At 37.0% G+C, this 20255-nt stretch carries 16 protein-coding genes; 12 read left to right on the top strand and 4 right to left on the bottom strand.

Features of this window, described 5'->3' with window-relative positions; all coding sequences use genetic code 11:
* Positions 1-4: 4 nt before the first annotated feature.
* The 6 genes from ACIQVU_RS11740 to ACIQVU_RS11715 all read left to right on the top strand — a co-directional run bounded on the left by ACIQVU_RS11740 (position 5) and on the right by ACIQVU_RS11715 (position 4504).
* Positions 5-478, top strand: coding sequence for a glutathione peroxidase (locus ACIQVU_RS11740; protein ID WP_340808502.1), 474 nt, complete (start codon positions 5-7; stop codon positions 476-478).
* Between the two features lie 186 nt (positions 479-664).
* Entirely contained in the window at positions 665-1420 is a 756-nt protein-coding gene (locus ACIQVU_RS11735) for an ABC transporter ATP-binding protein (RefSeq protein WP_340803935.1), read from the top strand.
* Positions 1407-3275: an FtsX-like permease family protein gene (locus ACIQVU_RS11730; protein WP_402895647.1), complete on the top strand. Its 1869-nt coding sequence runs from the start codon at positions 1407-1409 to the stop codon at positions 3273-3275. The genes ACIQVU_RS11735 and ACIQVU_RS11730 overlap by 14 nt, the downstream gene beginning before the upstream one ends.
* Before the next feature lies 1 nt (position 3276).
* Positions 3277-3636 (top strand): YxeA family protein, encoded by a 360-nt coding sequence (locus ACIQVU_RS11725; protein ID WP_340803937.1) that lies wholly within the window; start codon positions 3277-3279, stop codon positions 3634-3636.
* Between the two features lie 122 nt (positions 3637-3758).
* On the top strand, positions 3759-4166 hold the full coding sequence (locus tag ACIQVU_RS11720) for a hypothetical protein (protein WP_340803938.1): 408 nt from the start codon (positions 3759-3761) through the stop codon (positions 4164-4166).
* Between the two features lie 107 nt (positions 4167-4273).
* Positions 4274-4504 carry a hypothetical protein gene (locus ACIQVU_RS11715; RefSeq protein ID WP_340803939.1) on the top strand — a complete coding sequence of 77 codons (231 nt, stop codon included), beginning with the start codon at positions 4274-4276 and terminating at the stop codon, positions 4502-4504.
* A gap of 17 nt (positions 4505-4521) precedes the next feature.
* Here the strand turns inward: ACIQVU_RS11715 and ACIQVU_RS11710 are convergent, their stop codons facing one another.
* From ACIQVU_RS11710 to ACIQVU_RS11700, 3 genes are read right to left on the bottom strand one after another with little or no spacing between them, the layout of a single operon-like run.
* On the bottom strand, positions 4522-5349 hold the full coding sequence (locus ACIQVU_RS11710) for a hypothetical protein (protein ID WP_340803940.1): 828 nt from the start codon (positions 5347-5349) through the stop codon (positions 4522-4524).
* Between the two features lie 29 nt (positions 5350-5378).
* Positions 5379-6758 (bottom strand): sensor histidine kinase, encoded by a 1380-nt coding sequence (locus ACIQVU_RS11705; RefSeq protein ID WP_340803942.1) that lies wholly within the window; start codon positions 6756-6758, stop codon positions 5379-5381.
* Entirely contained in the window at positions 6755-7477 is a 723-nt protein-coding gene (locus ACIQVU_RS11700; RefSeq protein ID WP_340803943.1) for a response regulator transcription factor, read from the bottom strand. The genes ACIQVU_RS11705 and ACIQVU_RS11700 overlap by 4 nt, the downstream gene beginning before the upstream one ends.
* A gap of 212 nt (positions 7478-7689) precedes the next feature.
* On the opposite strand from ACIQVU_RS11700, the gene ACIQVU_RS11695 reads away from it, so the two are divergent.
* The 4 genes from ACIQVU_RS11695 (at position 7690) to ACIQVU_RS11680 (ending at position 12054) form a co-directional block, all read left to right on the top strand.
* Positions 7690-8304 carry a PH domain-containing protein gene (locus ACIQVU_RS11695; protein ID WP_340803944.1) on the top strand — a complete coding sequence of 205 codons (615 nt, stop codon included), beginning with the start codon at positions 7690-7692 and terminating at the stop codon, positions 8302-8304.
* A gap of 85 nt (positions 8305-8389) precedes the next feature.
* Positions 8390-9748: an acetamidase/formamidase family protein gene (locus ACIQVU_RS11690; protein WP_340803945.1), complete on the top strand. Its 1359-nt coding sequence runs from the start codon at positions 8390-8392 to the stop codon at positions 9746-9748.
* Between the two features lie 108 nt (positions 9749-9856).
* Complete coding sequence (locus ACIQVU_RS11685) at positions 9857-10411, top strand: HPP family protein (RefSeq protein WP_340803947.1); 555 nt, start codon at positions 9857-9859, stop codon at positions 10409-10411.
* A 164-nt stretch (positions 10412-10575) separates the two neighbouring features.
* The gene (locus tag ACIQVU_RS11680) at positions 10576-12054 is read left to right on the top strand and encodes a hypothetical protein (protein WP_340803948.1); all 1479 of its coding nucleotides are present in this window, start codon (positions 10576-10578) and stop codon (positions 12052-12054) included.
* Between the two features lie 40 nt (positions 12055-12094).
* On the opposite strand, the gene ACIQVU_RS11675 is transcribed toward ACIQVU_RS11680, so the two are convergent.
* Entirely contained in the window at positions 12095-13279 is a 1185-nt protein-coding gene (locus tag ACIQVU_RS11675) for a CaiB/BaiF CoA transferase family protein (protein ID WP_340803949.1), read from the bottom strand.
* Positions 13280-13827: 548 nt separating this feature from the next.
* Here ACIQVU_RS11675 and ACIQVU_RS11670 point away from each other — a divergent pair.
* Together ACIQVU_RS11670 and ACIQVU_RS11665 are read left to right on the top strand one after the other, a co-directional pair.
* A complete protein-coding gene (locus ACIQVU_RS11670; protein WP_340803950.1) occupies positions 13828-15393 on the top strand; it encodes a sensor domain-containing diguanylate cyclase in 1566 nt (521 codons plus the stop codon).
* Between the two features lie 388 nt (positions 15394-15781).
* The gene (locus ACIQVU_RS11665) at positions 15782-20155 is read left to right on the top strand and encodes an S-layer homology domain-containing protein (RefSeq protein ID WP_340803951.1); all 4374 of its coding nucleotides are present in this window, start codon (positions 15782-15784) and stop codon (positions 20153-20155) included.
* Positions 20156-20255: the final 100 nt, after the last annotated feature.

Genomic DNA, 20255 nt, shown 5'->3' with positions numbered 1-20255 from the left:
AACAATGAGCATTTACGATATACAAGTAACGTTAGAGGATGGTACGGTTTACAGCTTAGAGCGTTATAAAGGACAAGCCATGCTAATTGTAAATACAGCTTCTAAATGTGGCTTTACACCGCAATTTAAGGAGTTGGAGGAGCTTTACAAGCAATATCAGGAGCAAGGTCTTGTTGTGCTAGGATTTCCATCCAATCAGTTTAAACAGGAGCTAGCAACTGCTGAGGAGGCGGCAACACAATGTCGAAGAACATATGGTGTTACATTTCCAATGCATGATATTGTTGATGTAAACGGCAAGGAGGCACATCCTCTTTTTGACTATCTTACAGCACATTCTAAAGGCTTTTTAGGCAATAGCATTAAATGGAACTTTACAAAATTTCTTGTGAATTGTGATGGTGAGGTAGTTGGACGCTACGCATCAAAGGATAAACCGAGTAGCTTTGAGGATGATATTAAACAAGTTTTAGCATAATAAATTAGAAGGATTCATGCACAGTTTTGTGTATGAGTCTTTTTTTGGTTAACAAATCTTAAAAGTTGGTCCATAAAATGCGAAGTTTGGTCAATAACAGATGATTTAAGGTTAATGTAAGCTTGTGACAAATTTGCTGTAAGTTTGGGCTCGTATACTAAAGTCAGAAAGAAGAGGTGAGCGTATATGAAGCCATTATTAAAGGTACAAAACGTTGAAAAAACTTACGGAAAATTTACTGCGCTATCAAATATCTCATTTGAAGTAGCAAAAGGAGAGTTCGTTGGTGTAATGGGTCCTTCTGGGGCTGGGAAATCTACGCTTCTCAATGTATTAGCTACAATTGATACGCCAACAACAGGTGAGATTATTATTGATCAGACAAACCTAGCACAGATGAAGGATGCACAATTAGCAGATTTCCGACGTGATAATTTAGGATTTATTTTTCAGGACTACAATCTGCTTGATTCATTAACAGTACGAGAAAATATTGTGTTACCACTAGCCATTGCAAAGATGCCAACAAAGGATATTAACGCAAGGGTGGAGCAAATTGCTTCATTATTTGGCATTAGTGACTTACTTGATAAATACCCCTACCAAATTTCAGGGGGACAAAAGCAGCGGACAGCCTCATCACGAGCGCTTGTTACGGAGCCAAAATTAATTTTTGCTGATGAACCTACTGGTGCGCTTGATTCGAAATCGGCAACAGATTTACTAGAAAGCTTAAGTGATTTAAACAGCTCCCAGAGAGCAACCATTATGATGGTTACCCATGATGCTTTCGCGGCTAGCTTCTGTCAGCGCATACTATTTATTCAGGATGGAGAGCTTTCGAAGGAAATTCATCGTGGCACTTTAACAAGAAAGCAATTTTTCCAGGAAATCTTACAGGTGCTAGCTAGCATCGGAGGTGGAGTAAATGACGTTATTTAGTTTAGCGCGTAAAAATATTCAGCGTAATTTATCGAATTACTTTTTATATATTGCCTCAATGGTATTTAGCATCGTTATTTACTTTACATTTGTCACACTAAAATATAACGATGACCTTGCAGCGTTAAAGCAATCCTCACAGCAAATTAAAGGATTGATGGGCGCTTCATCCATTGTGCTCTTATTCTTTATTGTCATTTTTATGGCTTATTCAAATTCATTTTTTATGAAAAAGCGAAAAAAGGAAGTAGCGCTATATTCTTTACTAGGCGTGCGCAAGCAGAAAATTGGCTTAATGCTCTTTTTTGAGAATTTAGTAATTGGGCTTGTTTCTTTAGTATTTGGTATTGTTTTAGGTTTCTTTTTATCGCAAGGCTTATTAATGATTTTAGTGCGCTTAATGGGCTATGAAATTGTTGGAAGTCTAACATTTTCAATGGATGCCCTTATGAATACAGCAAGTATTTTCGCACTGCTTTTTTTATTAACATCGTTACAAGGATATCGTGTTATTTATCAATTTAAGCTTATTGATTTATTTCATGCAGAAAAGCAAGGGGAGCAAATCCCTCGTGCATCTTTGATAGCTGCACTTCTGGGAGCGGCGCTTATAGCATTTGCCTACTATACATCTGCCTCTGATATCTTTTCAAGTGGAATTTGGAAATTTTTCACCTTCCTAGGCACACCGATGTTAGTAATTGGCATAACAATTGTAGGAACCTATCTTTTATTCCATAGTGTTAGTGTGTTTATATTAACAGCCTTGAAGAATGCAACGTCATGGTCTTGGAGGGGCTTAAATTTAATAGGTGTTTCGCAGCTCCTGTATCGCATTAGAGCAAATGCAAAATCATTATCAATTATCGCTATTTTAAGTGCTACAACGATTACAGCAGGTGGTGGTGTCTTTGGTATGTACTACAATGCTGAAGTGTCAGTACGCCAAATGCTACCAAATACCTTTATGTGGAAAGGCGATACAGTAGAATTTTCTCAAGAAAATGTTATGTATCATGAATCACTAACTGTAAAAAATTTACGTGTTGATAATGAATTCGCATTATTTGAGTATACATTACTGAATGAAACTGACTATAACCGTTTAGCGCAATTACAAGGAAAGGATCAAGAGCTACACATTGCTACTGGCTCAACTGTCCTACTTGATGCAACCTTTGACGAACGTTTTTCATATGATTTCACAGGTGAGAACTTTAAGTTGGCGAATGGAGAGTCCTTCTATGTCGATAAAATGCTGACAGAAAGTGTCCTAAACTTTATACCAGCAGGCACTGTACTCGTTGTAAATGATCAGGACTTTGCTGCTACTAATGCGGAAGCTGTGACAATGCAAGTTGTTGGCATGGACAATGATTTACAGCAGCAGGAAACTTCACAGGACATTTACAAGCAATTATCAAGTGAGCAGCAAGAAGGTTTTTCTAGTGTGCCACAAAGCTATCAGGACAGCTTGGCTACAGTTGGCGCATTATTATTTGTAGGAAGCTTTTTAGGGCTAGTATTCCTAGCAGCAACTGGCAGTATTATTTATTTTAAAATTTTAACGGAAGCAGAGGAAGATCGGGCGAAATATGCCATTTTAAATAAAATAGGTGTGAATAGTAAGCAAATATTAAAAACAGTAGCAGGGCAGGTAGCAGTTATTTTTAGTACACCGCTTATTGCTGGTATTATGCATAGTGCCTTTGCATTAATAGCATTTTCACAATTGTTCAATATGAATATTACAAAGCCCGTATTATTATGGATGCTTGCATATTCAGCCATTTACTTTATTTATTATATCTTTACAGTACGTTCATTCTACAAAATTGTAAGGCAGGAGAATTAATATGAAAAAAGCATTTTTAGGAATCGGTGCATTACTGATGCTATTTATTGCAGGCTTAATTATACTAATGACGGTAGATTTTAATCGTTTAAATAAAGATGCATACTATGTTCAAATTACAGTAGATGGAGAGGCAGAGGAATACAAGGCGGATAATGGTGAAATTTTTACAACGTATTGGTACGAGCTGCCTGCCTATAACGATAAGGGAGAAGAGAAAACATTAAAGTTTTCAGCTCAAAAAAACTTACGTCAGGATGCCTACCTACAGCTTTATGTAAAAAAAGAGGCAGAGGTCACTTCCTACGATGAAGTCCAATTCAATGAATTACCTGTGAAGGTGCAGGAGCAACTAAAATAGCAGGCAGTATTAAGGTAGAGATCACCATCTCTGCCTTTTTCGATAGAAAAATTTGGTGATTTATATATGGAGATATTGTTATAATATACATGATAATGTAATTTGAAAATGGGGGGATGAAGATGAAAAAGGAAAGCAAGCTACTGCTATTTATTTTAACAATAAGCATTGCAACGATTCTTATCATTCCTGTTTCTGTAAACTTTATTGCTCAATCTAACAATAGCCATCAAATGATTACGCTACATGGCATAGATATTGCAAGAGGTACATATTCGGGTAGCCAATTTTTCGATAAATATAGAGTATCCAAAAGAAATGGTGAAATGCTTAACTTTTGGATTAAAAATACGGGAAAGACAGGTATTAAAATTACAATAGATGAAAAGAGTGGTGCGATTTTTCAACCGGGGGAACAAGGGCATATTTCTACTTCTGTTGGGTTCTTTGCTAAAACCTATGAATTTAAAGCCACCTCTTTACAAAGTGGCGAAAATATACGGATGGAATATGGACTTAGTCAAAGATAATAACGGTTGACTATAAAATTATCCAAAGGCATAGTCAAGCAGACATTTAAAGTGAAGCTCTTCCACTTGCTTATTCGTAGTTATATTGAAATATGGGGGGAAATTGAATGAAAAGAATAATAGGAATTTTTCTAGGAATAGCGATACTATTAGTAGTATCAGACCTTCTTCAAGGAATTATGCTAACGATACTCTATGATCCAGTAGGGTCAGAGAATATTTATGAAGCTGCATGGATTGTAAAGTATAGTTTAACTGCGGCTATTCTTACTATTATGATTGTGCCAGTCATGAAATTTTATAGCCACATCACTAAAAAAGATGTACCCATAAATTAGAATGATGCCAACCTTCATTACCCAAATAATGTGAGTAATGAAGGCCAAATCTGAATAGTTGAAGAGCATGCAGGACAGTCAATCTTGCCTGCTAAATAGGGCAAATGGCGGATAAGTTTATCTTCGCCAATCGCCTCTGCTTGCTCTAGCAATATTTTTTGTTCTATATTTGTAAATTTTGTTGAGGGAATAATAGTGTGAATCTTTTGCTCCTCATTAAATACAGGGTCTTGTGTAAATGCCTGTATGCATGTATCATCCTCATTCGGCCATAAATACATCTCCTGTTTACATTTTGGACAGGTAATAATGTATTCATCTCCCATTGTAAATGTCATAAGCATATTTGCCACTTTGTATAATCCTTGATAGGTAGCATTAGCACTGAGGATGTAGCGCTTTTCCACATGATCCTCTAAAGTAAGCGCTGCATAAGCAAGTATTTCTGGTTCTAGTAATGCGATCTTACGTATAGCCTTTAGATATTCATTGTAAATATCTGCACAGGTTGATGCTCCGATCTGTTCAGCTAAGTCCATCCAAGTTGCAGGAAATGGAGCTGCATCATTTTGATCGCGGCTTGCTTCAATAATACCGCATGTAATAAATAGCTCACATTGCACTTTAAGATCTTTTGTTGAACGGGCAATGTGTACTAAATAAGGAACAGCAGCATAAGTAACCGTGTAAATGGTGTTTTGATGAAACAAGTATTCTTGAAAAAGTTCATCAGCCATTTCTTGACTGTACTCCTGCGTCAACTGCTGTAAGAGTGCAGGTACATCTGCCCCAGAACCATATGGTCCCATTAATTTGCTCCACACATCGCTTGTCCATTCAAGCATCGTAATTGCCCCCTATACAATAAATTCTGCTACGCCCGTTCCTTTTTTAGATAAATGCTTACAGTTGTCCCTTTTTGTACTTCGGAGGTGATAGTTACTGTTCCTCCATGTGCCTCAATAATATCTCTAGCAATAGCTGTGCCTAAGCCAGTGCCAGCCGTTTGCTCGGTATTTGTGCCTCGATAGTAACGTTCAAAAATATGCTCCAAATCCCCAGCAGCAATTCCTTTCCCAGTATCAGCAATTGTAATCGAATCCTCGTCAACCATTACTCGAACAGTTACATCTGGTGTATTATGAAGCAGCGCATTGTGTAAAAAATTGATAATCGCTCGACGCATAAAATGCTCGTCAATATAATATTCGATATTGTCAGAAGCGGCCTCAAAGTCAATATTCGCCAGCTCAAATTGTGGTGAATTTAAAGTATCAATAACAATCTCACGAACAAATGGTACAAGATTGACCTTATTAAATGTTAGTGGAAGCTGTTGATGTCTGAGTCGCATTGTTAAATTAAGATCATCCAATAACTCCTGCATATGCAATGCTTGTCTTTCAATAATTTTTGTATACTCGGCTTGTTCACTAGGTGTTAATGGACTATCATTTAAGAGTTCTGCATAGCCTCGAATGGAAGCGAGTGGTGTTTTCATATCATGTGATACATTACTAATCCATTCCTCACGCATCATTTCTAGCCTTTTTCTCTCCTGCTCATGGATAGCTAATTCTTGTGATACTTCATCTAAATTATCAAAAACAGGCTTATAGACCCCACTAGGTATTTTAATAGGGGTATACTTATGATTTTTTAAGTAATGAATACGTTCAATCATAGCATACAGTGGCTTTGTTAATGTACGACCAAAGAGCCAGCCTACTAATGCTGCGATCAATAAATCGACAATGATAATAAGAAGCCCAAATTTACTAATAAACTGTAGTGTGGACGAGCCAGAAATATGCATAATTAATCGAGAAATACCACTACCCTTAATGCCAATAAGATAACTTAGTTCATCCTTTGTTCCTACATAAACCGTTGTTTCCGCATCAAATTCTTTATATTTATACACTTGAATAATATCGATGGGTGCGTAGTGCGTAAGGGCATCATCTGGTGCAAAATAGTCTTCAAGCACCTGTCCATTTTTATCAAGCAATTGAATCCATGCATTTCGCTGATGCAATTCCTGAAGCCCTTCTTGATTAATGGTTGCTGCGTCACTATCAATATACTGCTGAAAATCACGAACAAACTGTTCCTCTGAATAGGAGGACACCTCATAATTATGAAGCTGTTGAAGCATAAAAAAGCCTATAAAAATAATGGAGTTAATGATAATAACAATAAAAACAATGGAAAGCACGGATAGAAGAAAACGAGCGGTGAGTTTCCATTTCATCCTTGTGCCTCTTTCGGTATAACCAATTTATAGCCAAGCCCCTTAACCGTTGTAATATATATAGGCTTTGAAGCATCCTGCTCAATTTTTTCGCGCAAACGTCGAATATGCACCATTACCGTATTATCAGAACCGAAAAAATCCTCGCCCCATACACGCTCAAATAGTGTTTCTTTACTTAAAATGCGATTCGGATTGCGCATAAAACATGCCATTAAGCCAATTTCCTTCGCTGTTAACTCCAATAAAATACCATCCTTCTGTACCTCGGTTGCATCGGCATTAAGCTGAAATGGTCCAACCTGAAGTGCCTTCTCAGAAATACTTGGCACAGCTTCTTGCATTTGATAACCAGCTCTTCGTAATTGTGCCTTAACGCGGTAGGCAACCTCTTTAGGACTAAAAGGCTTTGTAATATAATCGTCGCCACCAATAGCTAGCCCTACAATTTTATCAATTTCTTCCGCTTTAGCAGACATAAAGAGCACAGGTACATGTGATACCTCTCGAATTCGTCTACATAAATCATAGCCCTCACCATCTGGTAGCATCACATCAAGCAGCACAATATCAGGCTTTATTTGCTGAAAGCTTATCCAGGCATCCTGTATAGTGCCTGCTGTAGTAATTTGTTGATAGCCTTCTTTTTGAAGACTAACTTTTAGCAGATTGGCTAAATCAGCCTCATCCTCTACAATTAAAATAGTTGGCTCTTGCATATGCGCACACTCCTTTTTTTATTATTATAAATGAAATATGGAGGAAAGCGGTGGATAGAAGAGTGAAAGTGACGGATAGAAAGCTTAAAGTGGTGGATAGAACTCAAAAAGTGACGGATTGAGCCAAAAATCATCAAAAAATTTCTTGAGAAAGGAAACTTTTAGTGATATAAAAGCGTACAAAGAGTAATCATGAATTAGGAGGAATGAAGATGTTTAAAAAAATGGCAGCAGAAGCACTTGGACTTTCAGATATTGGAGTAGTTGTTCCAAAAGAGGATTATGATAAAACAGATGCAGATGATTTTATTTTGCATGAAATTGATGAGAAAATTTATTTTTTAATTAAAACAAAAGCAGATGAGTATTGCTTTACAAATCGCGCCATTATTCATGTAGATGGTGAAAGCGCAATGAGCAAAAAGCGCTTACTACGTCGCTATGATTATTCAATGTACACAATTACAGATGTTTTTCTCGAAACAGCAGGAACAATTGATCTTGATGTCGAAATTAAGTTTACAATAGGCAATACGCCATTATCCATTGATATTCATAAACGCTTTATTGACGAAATTAAAGATTTATATAAAGCATTGCATGCAATCAGCTATGAGCAAAAGCAAAATGCCTATAAGCTAGAGGTAGCAGAAAGAAGCCTAAATATCGCATCTTCATCTCTTGGGCGCATTGGCAATAACAATATTACACCAGCATCATCGTTCAAGGAAGTTACGCGCTTTGCAAATGATTGGATGATTGACCATAAAAGTAAATACAACAAAGAAGATTTCGCACATATTTTTAATTTATATATAAATAATTAATGAAAATAGCTCTCTGCATATTGTAGGGAGCATTTTTAACATATAGCTCTATACATAAAAATTCAAACGGGGAGTGTGAAGAAAAATGACAAGTGAGTGGCATGTACTAGAAAAAGAAGAACTAGAAGGTGATAATGCTGTTCATCAGCCACAAGCTGTGGAAACATTGTTTGTAAATGAGTTTATTAACGGTATTTTAGACCCCTCGCAACAAATGCTAGGACCTGTGAAAAATGGAGGAACCATCATTGCTAATACAACACCTGGATGCTGGGGGCCTATGCTAACACCAACTATTCGTGGTGGACATGAGGTGACAAAACCTGTTTTTGTAGAAGGTGCTGAGGTAGGAGATGCTATTGTTATTAGCATTAAATCTATACAGGTAACATCATTGGCAACCTCATCTGGTCATGATGAGGCAATCATAGAGCGATTTATTGGTGATCCATTTGTTTCTGTAAAATGCCCAGGCTGTGGTAGGCTGCATCCAAGCACAGTTATTAAAGGTATTGGAAGACAGGCAATTCGCTGTGCTACATGTGATACAGAAACAGCACCGTTTAAAATGACAAATGGCTATACAATGGCACTCGACCATAAGGGACATATTGGCGTGACTGTTGGGCGAGAGGGAGCACGACGCATTGCTCTTGATGCGAAAGGTTATATGAGAACACCTGAAAATTCGGTACAAAACCCTGTTGTTACATTAGCACCTAGCGATTTAGTCGGTGTGATGGCAAGAATGCGCCCATTTTTAGGTCAGCTTGGCACAACGCCTTCAAAGGCAATGCCTGATTCTCATAATGCAGGAGATTTTGGCTCGTCTTTAATTGGTGCACCACACGAATATGCCTTTACACAAGAAGAATTGGATAAACATCGTACAGACGGACATATGGATATTAGTAGAGTTCGCGAGGGGGCAACTATTATTTGTCCAGTAAAGGTTCCCGGCGGTGGTGTTTATATTGGTGATATGCATGCTATGCAGGGGGATGGTGAGATTGCAGGGCATACAACAGATGTAGCTGGGATTGTGCAGCTACAGGTGAGTGTCTTGAAAAAGGTGCCATTAGAAGGACCAATTTTATTGCCTAATGAAGAAGATTTACCTTATACAGCAAGACCTTTTACAAAAGAAGAAAAACGCCGTGCACGTGAACTAGCAGAGGAATTTGGCGTAAAACAGGTTGAGGAGGCATTTCCTGTATCTGTGGTAGGCTCAGGGAAGACGCTAAATGAGGCAACGGATAATGCAATCCAGCGAGCCGCTAAGCTATTCGATATGAGCGAGCCTGAAGTATTAAATCGTACAACTATTACAGGCTCTATTGAAATCGGTCGTCATCCAGGTGTTGTAACAGCAACATTACAAGTGCCAAAAGCAATATTGAAAAAGGTTCGTATATTAAAGACAGTGAAAAAGCAATACGATTAAAATTAAAGTATAGTAAATTTATCTGAATTTTAAAAATCACATTGAATTCTCTAGCTGTGTTGGTATAATAGTTTAAAAATTGAATGTTTATAGTAAGGTTGGTGACAAATGGCAGAATCTATTCATGTACAACACAAGCTAGAGAAAAAGAATACTATAAAGCCTTTTATTGCAAAAATGCGAGGGGGAGGACAAGCTCCTTCGCGTACAAACTTCGCTGATGCTTTTACAGGAGCACTAGGCGGCTTAATATGTATTTTTGTTTTATTATGGCTAACAAATTATACAAATGCACCATGGCTAATGGCATCGCTTGGTGGGAGCTGTGTGCTTGTTTTCGTTGTTTGGAATGCACCATTATCTCAGCCACGCAATATTATTGGCGGTCATGTTATTTCTGCATTTATTGGTTTATCGATGTATTCTTTACTAGGATCAAATATGCTGTCCATCAGCCTTGGTGTTGGATTAACGATATTTTTTATGGCATTTTTAGGTACAATTCATCCGCCAGCAGGTGCTAATCCCATTATTATTATTTTAGGCGGCTATAGCTGGGGCTATCTTATTATGCCTGTACTGATTGGTGCTGTTATTATCGTGCTTTTTGGGCTGTTAATTAATAATTTGCGAGATACAAGAAAATATCCACTATTTTGGTAATAAAGCTTTTCCATCTATAAAGTGCTTAACTTTATGGATGGATTTTTTCTGTTTGCAACTTATGTATATCATAATTTTTTCGCATATGTTAGAAAAGATTTGTTATATTGAAGAAAGATAAACATTATTTGTATTGGTTAAATTTGATGGGAGGCTCCAATTGTATGTTGTTGGACTGTGATGAACAATTATTCATGGCATATAAACAAAGTAGTCAAAAGGGTGCAGAAAAATTACTTGCTACATGGCTAAAGGAAACGCCTAGTCTACAGGAAAATCCTCAAATATTAGGTCATTCACTCTCACCGCAGCTATTTTTAGTAAATGAAGAAGCTGCTAAAAATATTGCCTTTTCCACAGCACGTAAATATTGGGGTCGTATATCCACAGAAATGCAATTATTGTTTGAGCAATATGGCTTTGATGCAAAATTTGTGAATGAACGACTTAATGCATTTTTTTATACACAAAAAGGAAAAGAAACATTTTTTGAGCAGCTTTTTGCCCAGCATACTATAGATTTAGAACGAGTGATTTGGCTTATTTTTGGGAAACGCCTGCAAATAACGATGCCAGTGAATGAACTACAAACGATGTTTTTATATAAATTTCAGGATAAATATTTAGTGCATATGATGTACCAAGAAGATGCACCGTTCTGGCATTGGCTTTTTGCAAAAAAAGTTTATTCACTACTTATCCACAGACCTTTAGAACAATTCACATTTCTTTATGAAATAATGGGTCATTTTGAGCAATCTATTAAAGAAAATTGTGAACATGTGGATAACTTTGTGAATAACTATAAAGTGATACTGGATAAGTGTATAACCTATGTGGATAAGCATAATCCCTCTTGTTTAGTGAAAAAACAGCTACGACTGTATCAAATTGTAACCCATTATTGCTTAACAGAAGGGGATTTTGATAGGGTGAAAGCGTTAATTACTTCTTTTGAAATGGATTGGCGCTACTCGATGTATGCATTAACGGAGAAGGAAAAGGTATTAATTGCTTATATTTTATTGCATATTGCAAATAAAGAACAGCAAAGTGCGGCTGTTATACGCTATGGTGAGTATTTATTAGAGGATGAGCGCTTAAATAATTATGCGGTAGAAATATTATTGGAGTATAAGGAGCTGTTGCCGAATCGTAAGCCAACTCCACCTGCTATTATTAAAAATTATCAGCTTAATTATTTAGAAAATCTATATGCAGTATTACTTGATCATTATATAAAAATGGGACGTTATGAAGATGGCTTACTGCTGTTAAAGGAGCATGTATTAGCATCCAATAAAAAAATTCATGCTTCATTAGTACAAAAAAATTATAGTAAAGAGCAATTTATTACCATCGAGGCATATGTGCAGCAGGATATTGCTTTACATGTGAATAACTCGCTACAACATATTGGCTTATCTGTGGAGGAATGGCGGCAACATTATCGTCACAAGGAAGCACCCTATTATGCTGTTGCACAAAGCGCATCATTACATATGCTAAATATTTTACGTATATTGTTTGTTACGGAGCATTTTGAGCTTTTTGAAAAATTAATGGAAATTTATAAAAAATATTTGCTGATTGATGATCACTTTGAAAATCTTCGTTTATTTATTAGTGCATATGTTGAATAGCAAAAGGGTCATCGAGATTTTTCGATAGCCCTTTGCTATGTTATTCTAAAACGCCCTTTTCTGTTAAAGCTTTAATTTGCTCGTCATTATAGCCTAAAGCATGTAGCACTTCTTCATTATGTTCACCAAGCTTAGCACCAACATGTTTATATTCAGGACGTGCGCTACTAAATTTAAAGGGAGAAGCAATTTGTTTTTGCGTTGTTCCATCGTGCTTTGGAATATCTATGATCATTTCCCTAGCCTTGAACTGTGGATGCTCACATGCCTCTGGAAATGTCAGGACAGGCTCTACACACCCTTCAAAGTCCTCATTAAAAACCTCTAGCCATTCATCATATGTCTTGGACAAGAATGCATCCTGTACGGCCTCTTTAAAACGAATTTGTGTATAGTAGGAATCATTAAAAGTATTATCAATGAGCTCAGGAATATCAAGTGCTTCACAGAGTAGCTTTCGAAATTGAGGCTCTAAGCTACCAACAGAGAAAAAGCGACCATCCTTTGTTTTGTAAAAATCATAGTAGCTGCCACCATTTAAAATTTCTTGCTCAGGCTGTGGTACACGCCCACCACCAATATAGGCAGCCCCATACATGGCATTTAATGAAAAAACAGCATCCGTCATACTAATATCAACAAATTGACCTTCACCTGTTTTTTCACGATGAAGTGCAGCCGCGAGCACACCGATGGCAGCATGCATTGTGCCACCTGCAATATCTGCTAGCTGAAGCCCCATGGAAACAGGTTTTTTATCCTTATGACGTGAATAATCTAGCAATCCTGATAATGATAGATAATTATTATCATGTCCCGGTCGGTGGCTATATGGACCTGTTTGTCCATAGCCTGTAATTGCACAATAAATAACTTTTGGATTGATTTCTTTTAGTGCTTCATAGCCGATTCCTAGTCGTTGCATAACTCCTGGTCGAAAACCTTCAATAATAATGTCATACTCTTGTACAAGCGAGTTTACAATTTCTATCGCTTCTGGTGATTTTAAATTTAAAGTAATGGATTTTTTGGATCGATTTAAGTGTTGATGGATATACGCCTCATGATCATTATCATAGGGAGGCATAATACGCATTAAATCAACACGCTTTGAAGATTCAACATGAATAACATCCGCTCCTAAATCAGCAAATATCATTGTTGCCATTGGTCCTGGTAGTAATGCAGAAAAATCGAGAATTTTTAACCCCTTTAAAATACCCAAATCTTTCAACCCCTTTTTGTGTAGGCTACAGACTATCCATAGGATGACAGCGTAGCGCTTTTCCCATCATGTGCATTGTTATAAAAATGTATCGCTAAATCTGTAATAATACAGTTAGTTTTTATTTAATCAGTATTATAACAGATTGCTGCGTAACTTGCCTATGTTATTTTTTATTATAAAATAAACAATCTAAATTTTATATATCAGAATAGCAAAAAGAGTAGAAAAATTTAGAATTTAGACACCTTAGCAAAATTCAAATAAATAAAAAACATTTTTTTGAAAATTCAGTTGTATGAGTGCTTTTAAATAGAAGAATGATCATAAAGTTTTTTCTAAAATATTTTAATGAATGTTTAGCAAATGTCCATATGATTTGTACCTTTTGGTTGATACAATTTTAAGGATATATTGCATGTTACTTTGTAGTAAACTATTATACATGTTGGAGAATTCCAACTTTTCTAATAATAAGTTTTTATTTGTTATAAATGACATTTTGTTAAGATACATTTGAAAAATAATACAGGAGGTAATTAGTACGCATGCATCGGTTGAAATTAAAGCATTTAATTATGGGGGTAGCGCTAGCAGCATTCTTCTTCACATGCATTGGAAGTATTTGGAGCGGATATAGAATGAATGTTGATTCGATAAAGGAAAATGCACTCGAAACAAATCGGGTTTATGCTCAGAAATTGGCATCAACCGCAGATGACTATCTCAATGAAGCCTTTCAAATACTGGGTTATAGTGCCAAACAAATAAGTACAAGGATGGATGATGAACAAGTATTATATCAGGAAACAGATCGATTAAAATTGCAAAATCAAATGTTCAACTCTGTAGTCATTACAGATGCGGAGGGGCTTGTATTGGCTATATCACCACCGTCAGTTGATATTAAGGGAGAGGTGTTAACATCTGTCGGTGCTAAAGAAGCGTTAGCAAAAAAGTCACCAACTATTTCTAAACCCTATGAGGCGATCACAGGACGTCTCATTATTTTTATGTCCTATCCTATTTTCTCAGAATCTAATGAGTATTTAGGTATGGTAGCAGGCTCCATTTATTTAAAGGAACCAAATGTTTTTAAAACATTACTAGGAGAACATTACAGCAAGGATGGCTCTTATGTATATGTAGTGGATGCGGATGGACGCATCATCTATCACCAAGACCCAACGCGTATTAATGATGTTGTGACAAAAAATAAAGTAGTGCAAGCTGTAATGGCTGGAAAAAATGGTGAACAACTAGTAGAGAATACAAAAGGCGTAAAAATGCTTGCTGGCTACAGCTCAGTAACCTCTGCAGGCTGGGGAGTTGTTTCTCAAAGACCTTTACAGGTAGCACTAGCTCCTTCATTTGATCGCGTGGAGGAGTTTATTGTAAAATCTATACCGCTTATGATTATTTCGATTATTATTGTACTTTGGGCAGCCGCGCGTATTGCCAATCCACTACAGCAATTAGCGACATTAACAGAGGAAAGCTTAAATACAAAAAATATAGAAAGATTAGAATCAGTAAATGGTTGGTATTACGAGGCTAATTTTTTAAAGAGTGTGCTAATACGGAGCTTATCTTTTTTACAGGGACAGATTACATTTTTTAAAGATCAGTCGACAATTGATCCACTAACAGGTGTTACGAATCGGCGTACGATGGATGCCTTGCTTGCGGAGTGGCTAGCAAAGAAAATACCACATGCCATTATTTTGCTGGATTTAGACCACTTTAAAAATGTGAATGATACATATGGTCATGCAGTAGGTGATAAAGTATTGCAATTTTTAGCGAAACATATGGAATCAGTAGTACGTGAGGGAGATGTTTGCTGTCGCTATGGTGGTGAAGAATTTATAATACTTCTGCCAAAAACAACAGCACAGGAGGCAGAACAAATAGCAGAGCAGCTACGGATAAGATTAGCTCAAACAGATAGCCCATGTGGCAGACCTGTAACATTATCCGCAGGTGTTGCTGTTTACCCAGAAATGGCTCAAACAGCTGAGGCATTATTAGAGGCTGCTGATGGTGCATTATACCGTGCAAAGCAGGCTGGACGCAATCAAGTAAAGGTGGCTGAGCTAAAAAATTTATCGTAAAAAAAGCTTATTTCTCTAAATTTTGGGGTAAATGATTAATGTAAACCTCATTTGGGCAAGCTATTTTTGAGTCATCCGCCATATGACTTCTAAGCCATGTTCAAATGATATGTAACTCAGGCAACACCTTATGCTCGACTTGACGGTATGTAAGGTTATCCCCCTTTCCCTTACAACATAGCAAGTGTAGCGAGATGTATGCCTATATATCGTGAAAGCCAAGAAGCACCGATGCTTCTTGGCTTTTTTATTGTGTTTATTTGAATTTACACTTTATTTGATTTTCTTGTATTTATCTATGAAGGTTCGCTAGCTATTGGTCGATATAAAGAGTATGGAAAAATGATATTTGTACGTATCACGATACATAAGTGAAAGGAAGAGTGAGATGGATAAAACTAAAATCCAAAAAGTAAATAAAGCCTTGATCGCTACAGTATTTGCTACAAGTGGAATTGCCGTTGTTGTGCCTCCATCGCACAAAGCGGAAGCGGCAACATCACCCTTTAAGGATATTGACCAATACTCAGATCATTATAACGATATATTAAAATTACATTCGCAAGGTGTTATTAACGGTTTTTCAGATAACACATTCCGACCAGATTTGAATGTAACACGTGGGCAGGCAGCAAAAATGCTAGTAGCTGCGTTGAAATTAGATACAAAAAATGTGCAGGATCCTTACTATAAGGACGTACCTAAAAGCAGCGAATATTATCGAGCTGTTGCAGCATTACAAGATGCAGGTATTATGTCTGGTTATTCAAATGGCACATTTATGCCAAATGAAGTTATGACACGTGGTGAGCTAGCTAAAATTATCGTATTAGCCTTTAATTTAGAGGTATCTCCTACGTATAATCATATATTCAAAGATGTTGATAGCAACTCTAGCAATGCTGTTTATATTCAAACATTAATTGATTTGGATATTACGGAGGGAACAACACCTGTTACATTTGCTCCATTTGAGCCTGTAACACGTGGACAATTTGCATCTTTTGTTGTTGGTGCACAAGAGAAAAAGAGTAATGAAACATCTTTTAAAATTACCAAAGTTGATGATGATGCTATTTATATCAATGGAGATGCCTATACAGTTTCAGACAGCCTTACGCATATTTTCAACGAAGATAATGCGGCTGTTTTAAAAGGCGCACTTATTGAGGGGGAGCTTTCAGGAAAAAGACTTCGCTCCGTGTCAAAATTAACATTAAATGCAAGTGGCACAAGCTCGGATTTCCTTGAACTGGATGGTGACTATGGTTCCCTTGGAGCAACTATCGTTGTAAATGGTAACTATATCGAATTTTCAAATATTACACTAACAGGGACAATGTTTGTTAATGAAACAGTACGCCCGCCATTACGTCTAGGTACACCATATAGTCAGTCATTAACAACAGGACGTGTGGCAAGCTTAAATACTTCCTTTATCAATTGGTCTAATCCTGATAATGAGGAAGAGAATTCATCTACTAACAATTCAACAAATGATTTGCAAAATTGGACAAAGCCAAATCCAGATAATAATCCGCCTTTTGTAAACTGGTCAAAAGAAAAGCAGGAAATGAAAAATGTTGATAAGCATCTAGTGTTTTATAATAGCACGGTTGCGCGTTTAGTCGTATCACAATCCAATACGAAAATCGAAACTGATACAAAGCTACCACGTATAGATATTACTGGAAATGTCCGAGAGTTTGAGATTCAAGGCGATATTGGTACATTAAATCTTAATACAAAAACGAAGCTTACAATTTATGGCGAAGGCAATATCGATTGGATTAATTACAATAGTTCTACTGACCTTGAGCTATATATTGATGGGCGGATTGGTACATTATATGTTGATAATAAATATGGCAAGATTGATATTGGCGACTACACATATATAGATAAAGTTATTATTCCTAAAGATGAAACACCAAACAATATCTTTGATGACTTCCTTGAGGATAAAGATAACGTAGGGAGTATTACAGACCCAGATGGCAAGCCGATTGATAAAGATGATATTGATAATCAGCAGCCTGATGATAAAACAAAGCCTACTGTCAGCATTACAGCGCTGGAAGTACTAAATGGCAGTGAAATTGAAGTGAGATTCAATTCAAATGAGGTAGGCACATACTACTATATTGTGCGTGAAGCGGATGCAGATGCACCAACAAGACGAGAAATGATTGATCGTCTTTCTAATCAAAATGTAGCACATGGCACAGGTGCGGCCGTGAACGGTACAAATACGATTAGAGTTTCCAATCTTGGTGAGAAAAAAGAATATGAGATTTATATTTTAGTTGTAGATGGAGCGAAGAATGCGTCGGATATTGTGTCACAATCGTTCCAAATGAAGGATGCCTCACCGCCAGTTGTAAGATCACTCCAAGTAACACCTTTACATGGAGGCACACGTGCAGAATTTAGATTTACAGCAAGCGAGCCTGGGGATTACTACTACTATGTACGCCCACAAACAACAGCACCAGACCCAACAACAGAAGATATTATTGCCAACCCAACAGGCAGTGGCAATGCAAGAGCTGGTGAGTTAGGTATTGAAGGAATGCTAACAGGCTTAGAGGCTGAAACAACGTATCAGCTATATGTTGTGATGAGGGATGTTTCAGGCAACTTATCAGTAGACCCTCCAGCCGCGCGAGAATTTACAACGTCAGAGCTTGATCTTGTTCATCCATATGTAGAGGCAGGTCAGTTAGTAAGAAGAAACAATAATCAGTTTGAGCTAACTGTAAGCGAGGCACTAGACCCAGAAAGTGCTAATGATATTAATAATTATTTATTAACAGGTACGGTTATTGTCAATGTATCTGGAGAAAGAGGAATTAAACCATCTGCTGTTGAATACACGCCAGGTAGTCGAAGAGTATTGTTAACAATTCCATCTGACACAGGGTTTGTTAATGGCGATACATTGCGTGTAACAGTATTGCCTGATGTGAAAGACTTGGCAGACAATGCATTTGAAAATATAAATACTGTACAGCCGGGCGACCCAGTGCGTAACTATGCAGAATATAAGCATGCGGACACAGTAATGCCTGTTATAACAATTGAAAATGTTATCAATAGGGCTGATGAATCGGATGGATTTAGACGAGCAGAGGTTGAATTCAGACCAAATAAGGCTGGAACATACTACTATATGATTTTACCGAATGTAGTGGTAGATAATGGTGAAACAAAAACATTACAGCAATACTTAACAGATCACGAAATTACAGAGCGTGATTTTATTAATGAATTTAGTAGTACAGATAGATCAAATAAATTCCAAATAGATGGCGAGAATATTTATGTGACAAGCGGCACAGGTACAGCCGATTTAGAAACAGCTACACAAAGATTCCCTGTATCTGTAGCACAAAATGCCTTAAATCCATTTAATAATTACTCTGTTTATATGATATTAAGAGATCGTGGTGGTGAGCTTTCTCGAATTGCAGGTCCAAGAGAAGTATTTAATGATGTGAAAGCACCACTTATCCGAGGCTTGGAAATTAAGCCAATGGAAAATAATGATACAAAAGCAACCATTAGCTTTGAAACAAATGAAACAGCAAAGGTGCATTACTGGTTTGTTGAAAAGAAAATTCAGGATGCAGATGGGAATTGGATTGACAATCCAGATGCGAACTTAAGTGTTCCAGCAAATGAACAACGTTTAGAAGCTGAATTAAAACGTAGACCATCCGTTGAAAAAATAGGAAGCGGTCTTTCTGGAACAGTAGAGGCAAGAGGTGTAACATTAAAGCCTCATACAGACTATGTTGTGTATGTTGGAGCTGAAGACACATACGGTAACTTTACGATTTACCGAGCAAATAGTGACTATAATGACCATAATCGAACAGCAGCGGGCTTAATGAAGCAAGATTTCTATTCAGATGGTACGCCACCGAAAATCGGTATGAGGTCACCAATGGATAATCGGGATTATCCTGGATTAATTTACCGTAATAGTGATAATACCTTTACCATTACATTTAGCGAAACAATTATACGTGAGGCAGATGGTAAATCTAAATTGGTAACAACAGGAGATACAGTTGCTCTTGATTTAGCAGATATTCTAACAATTACTACAAAAGATGCAAATGGCAACGATGTGGATGTAACGAACCAATATGAACCTGTCCGTTATACAGTAGGCACGAATACAACAAGGGACAGTCAGCTTATTATTCAGCCGATAGCACCGAATACTGGAAATCAAACAATTACGGTGACAATGAATGATGATACAACAGAGGTAAGAGACTTTGTTATTCAAGGCTATGAGGGACATAGGTTTGTGAATGCTGCTCAATATCTATACCGTACACTGGATGCAACATTTATGGAAATTCAGCTTAGTGATTTGAATACAACTAATGACCATAGAAAAGTTCAAGCGACATTTGACTTGTTAGGAGCAGAGGAACAAATTTATGAGAATGGTGAGTTATTGAAATACTACTATCTATCTGATACAGCAGGAACAACAGAATCTGTTATTCAGAATCGAACAGCAGCACAAGTTATTCAGACAGTTAATGACGGTACAAATAGTTCATTAGCAAAAGGAACAGGAACAGTAGCAACTAATGTAGCACGTATTACGGTAGAATTTACGCACCCAGCTAAATTCTTCACAGGTGACTATGTAACGATTGTCTTAGAAGATAAATATGGTAATTTCCATAAATTCTATGCAAAGGTTGGTTACCGCAATCCTATCCTTGATACACCATAAATACCCAAAACCAAGTAGGCTTACACAGACCTACTTGGTTTTTAATTTTTAGGCTACTAGGTATATAAGAACCGAGGAATTCAACCAAGCATACTAGAAA

This window comes from Lysinibacillus sp. NPDC098008, from assembly GCF_044760715.1.
Taxonomy (GTDB): Bacteria; Bacillota; Bacilli; order Bacillales_A; family Planococcaceae; genus Lysinibacillus.
Note: the sequence above shows the minus strand (reverse complement) of the source record. Positions and strands in the feature narration are given on the sequence as shown.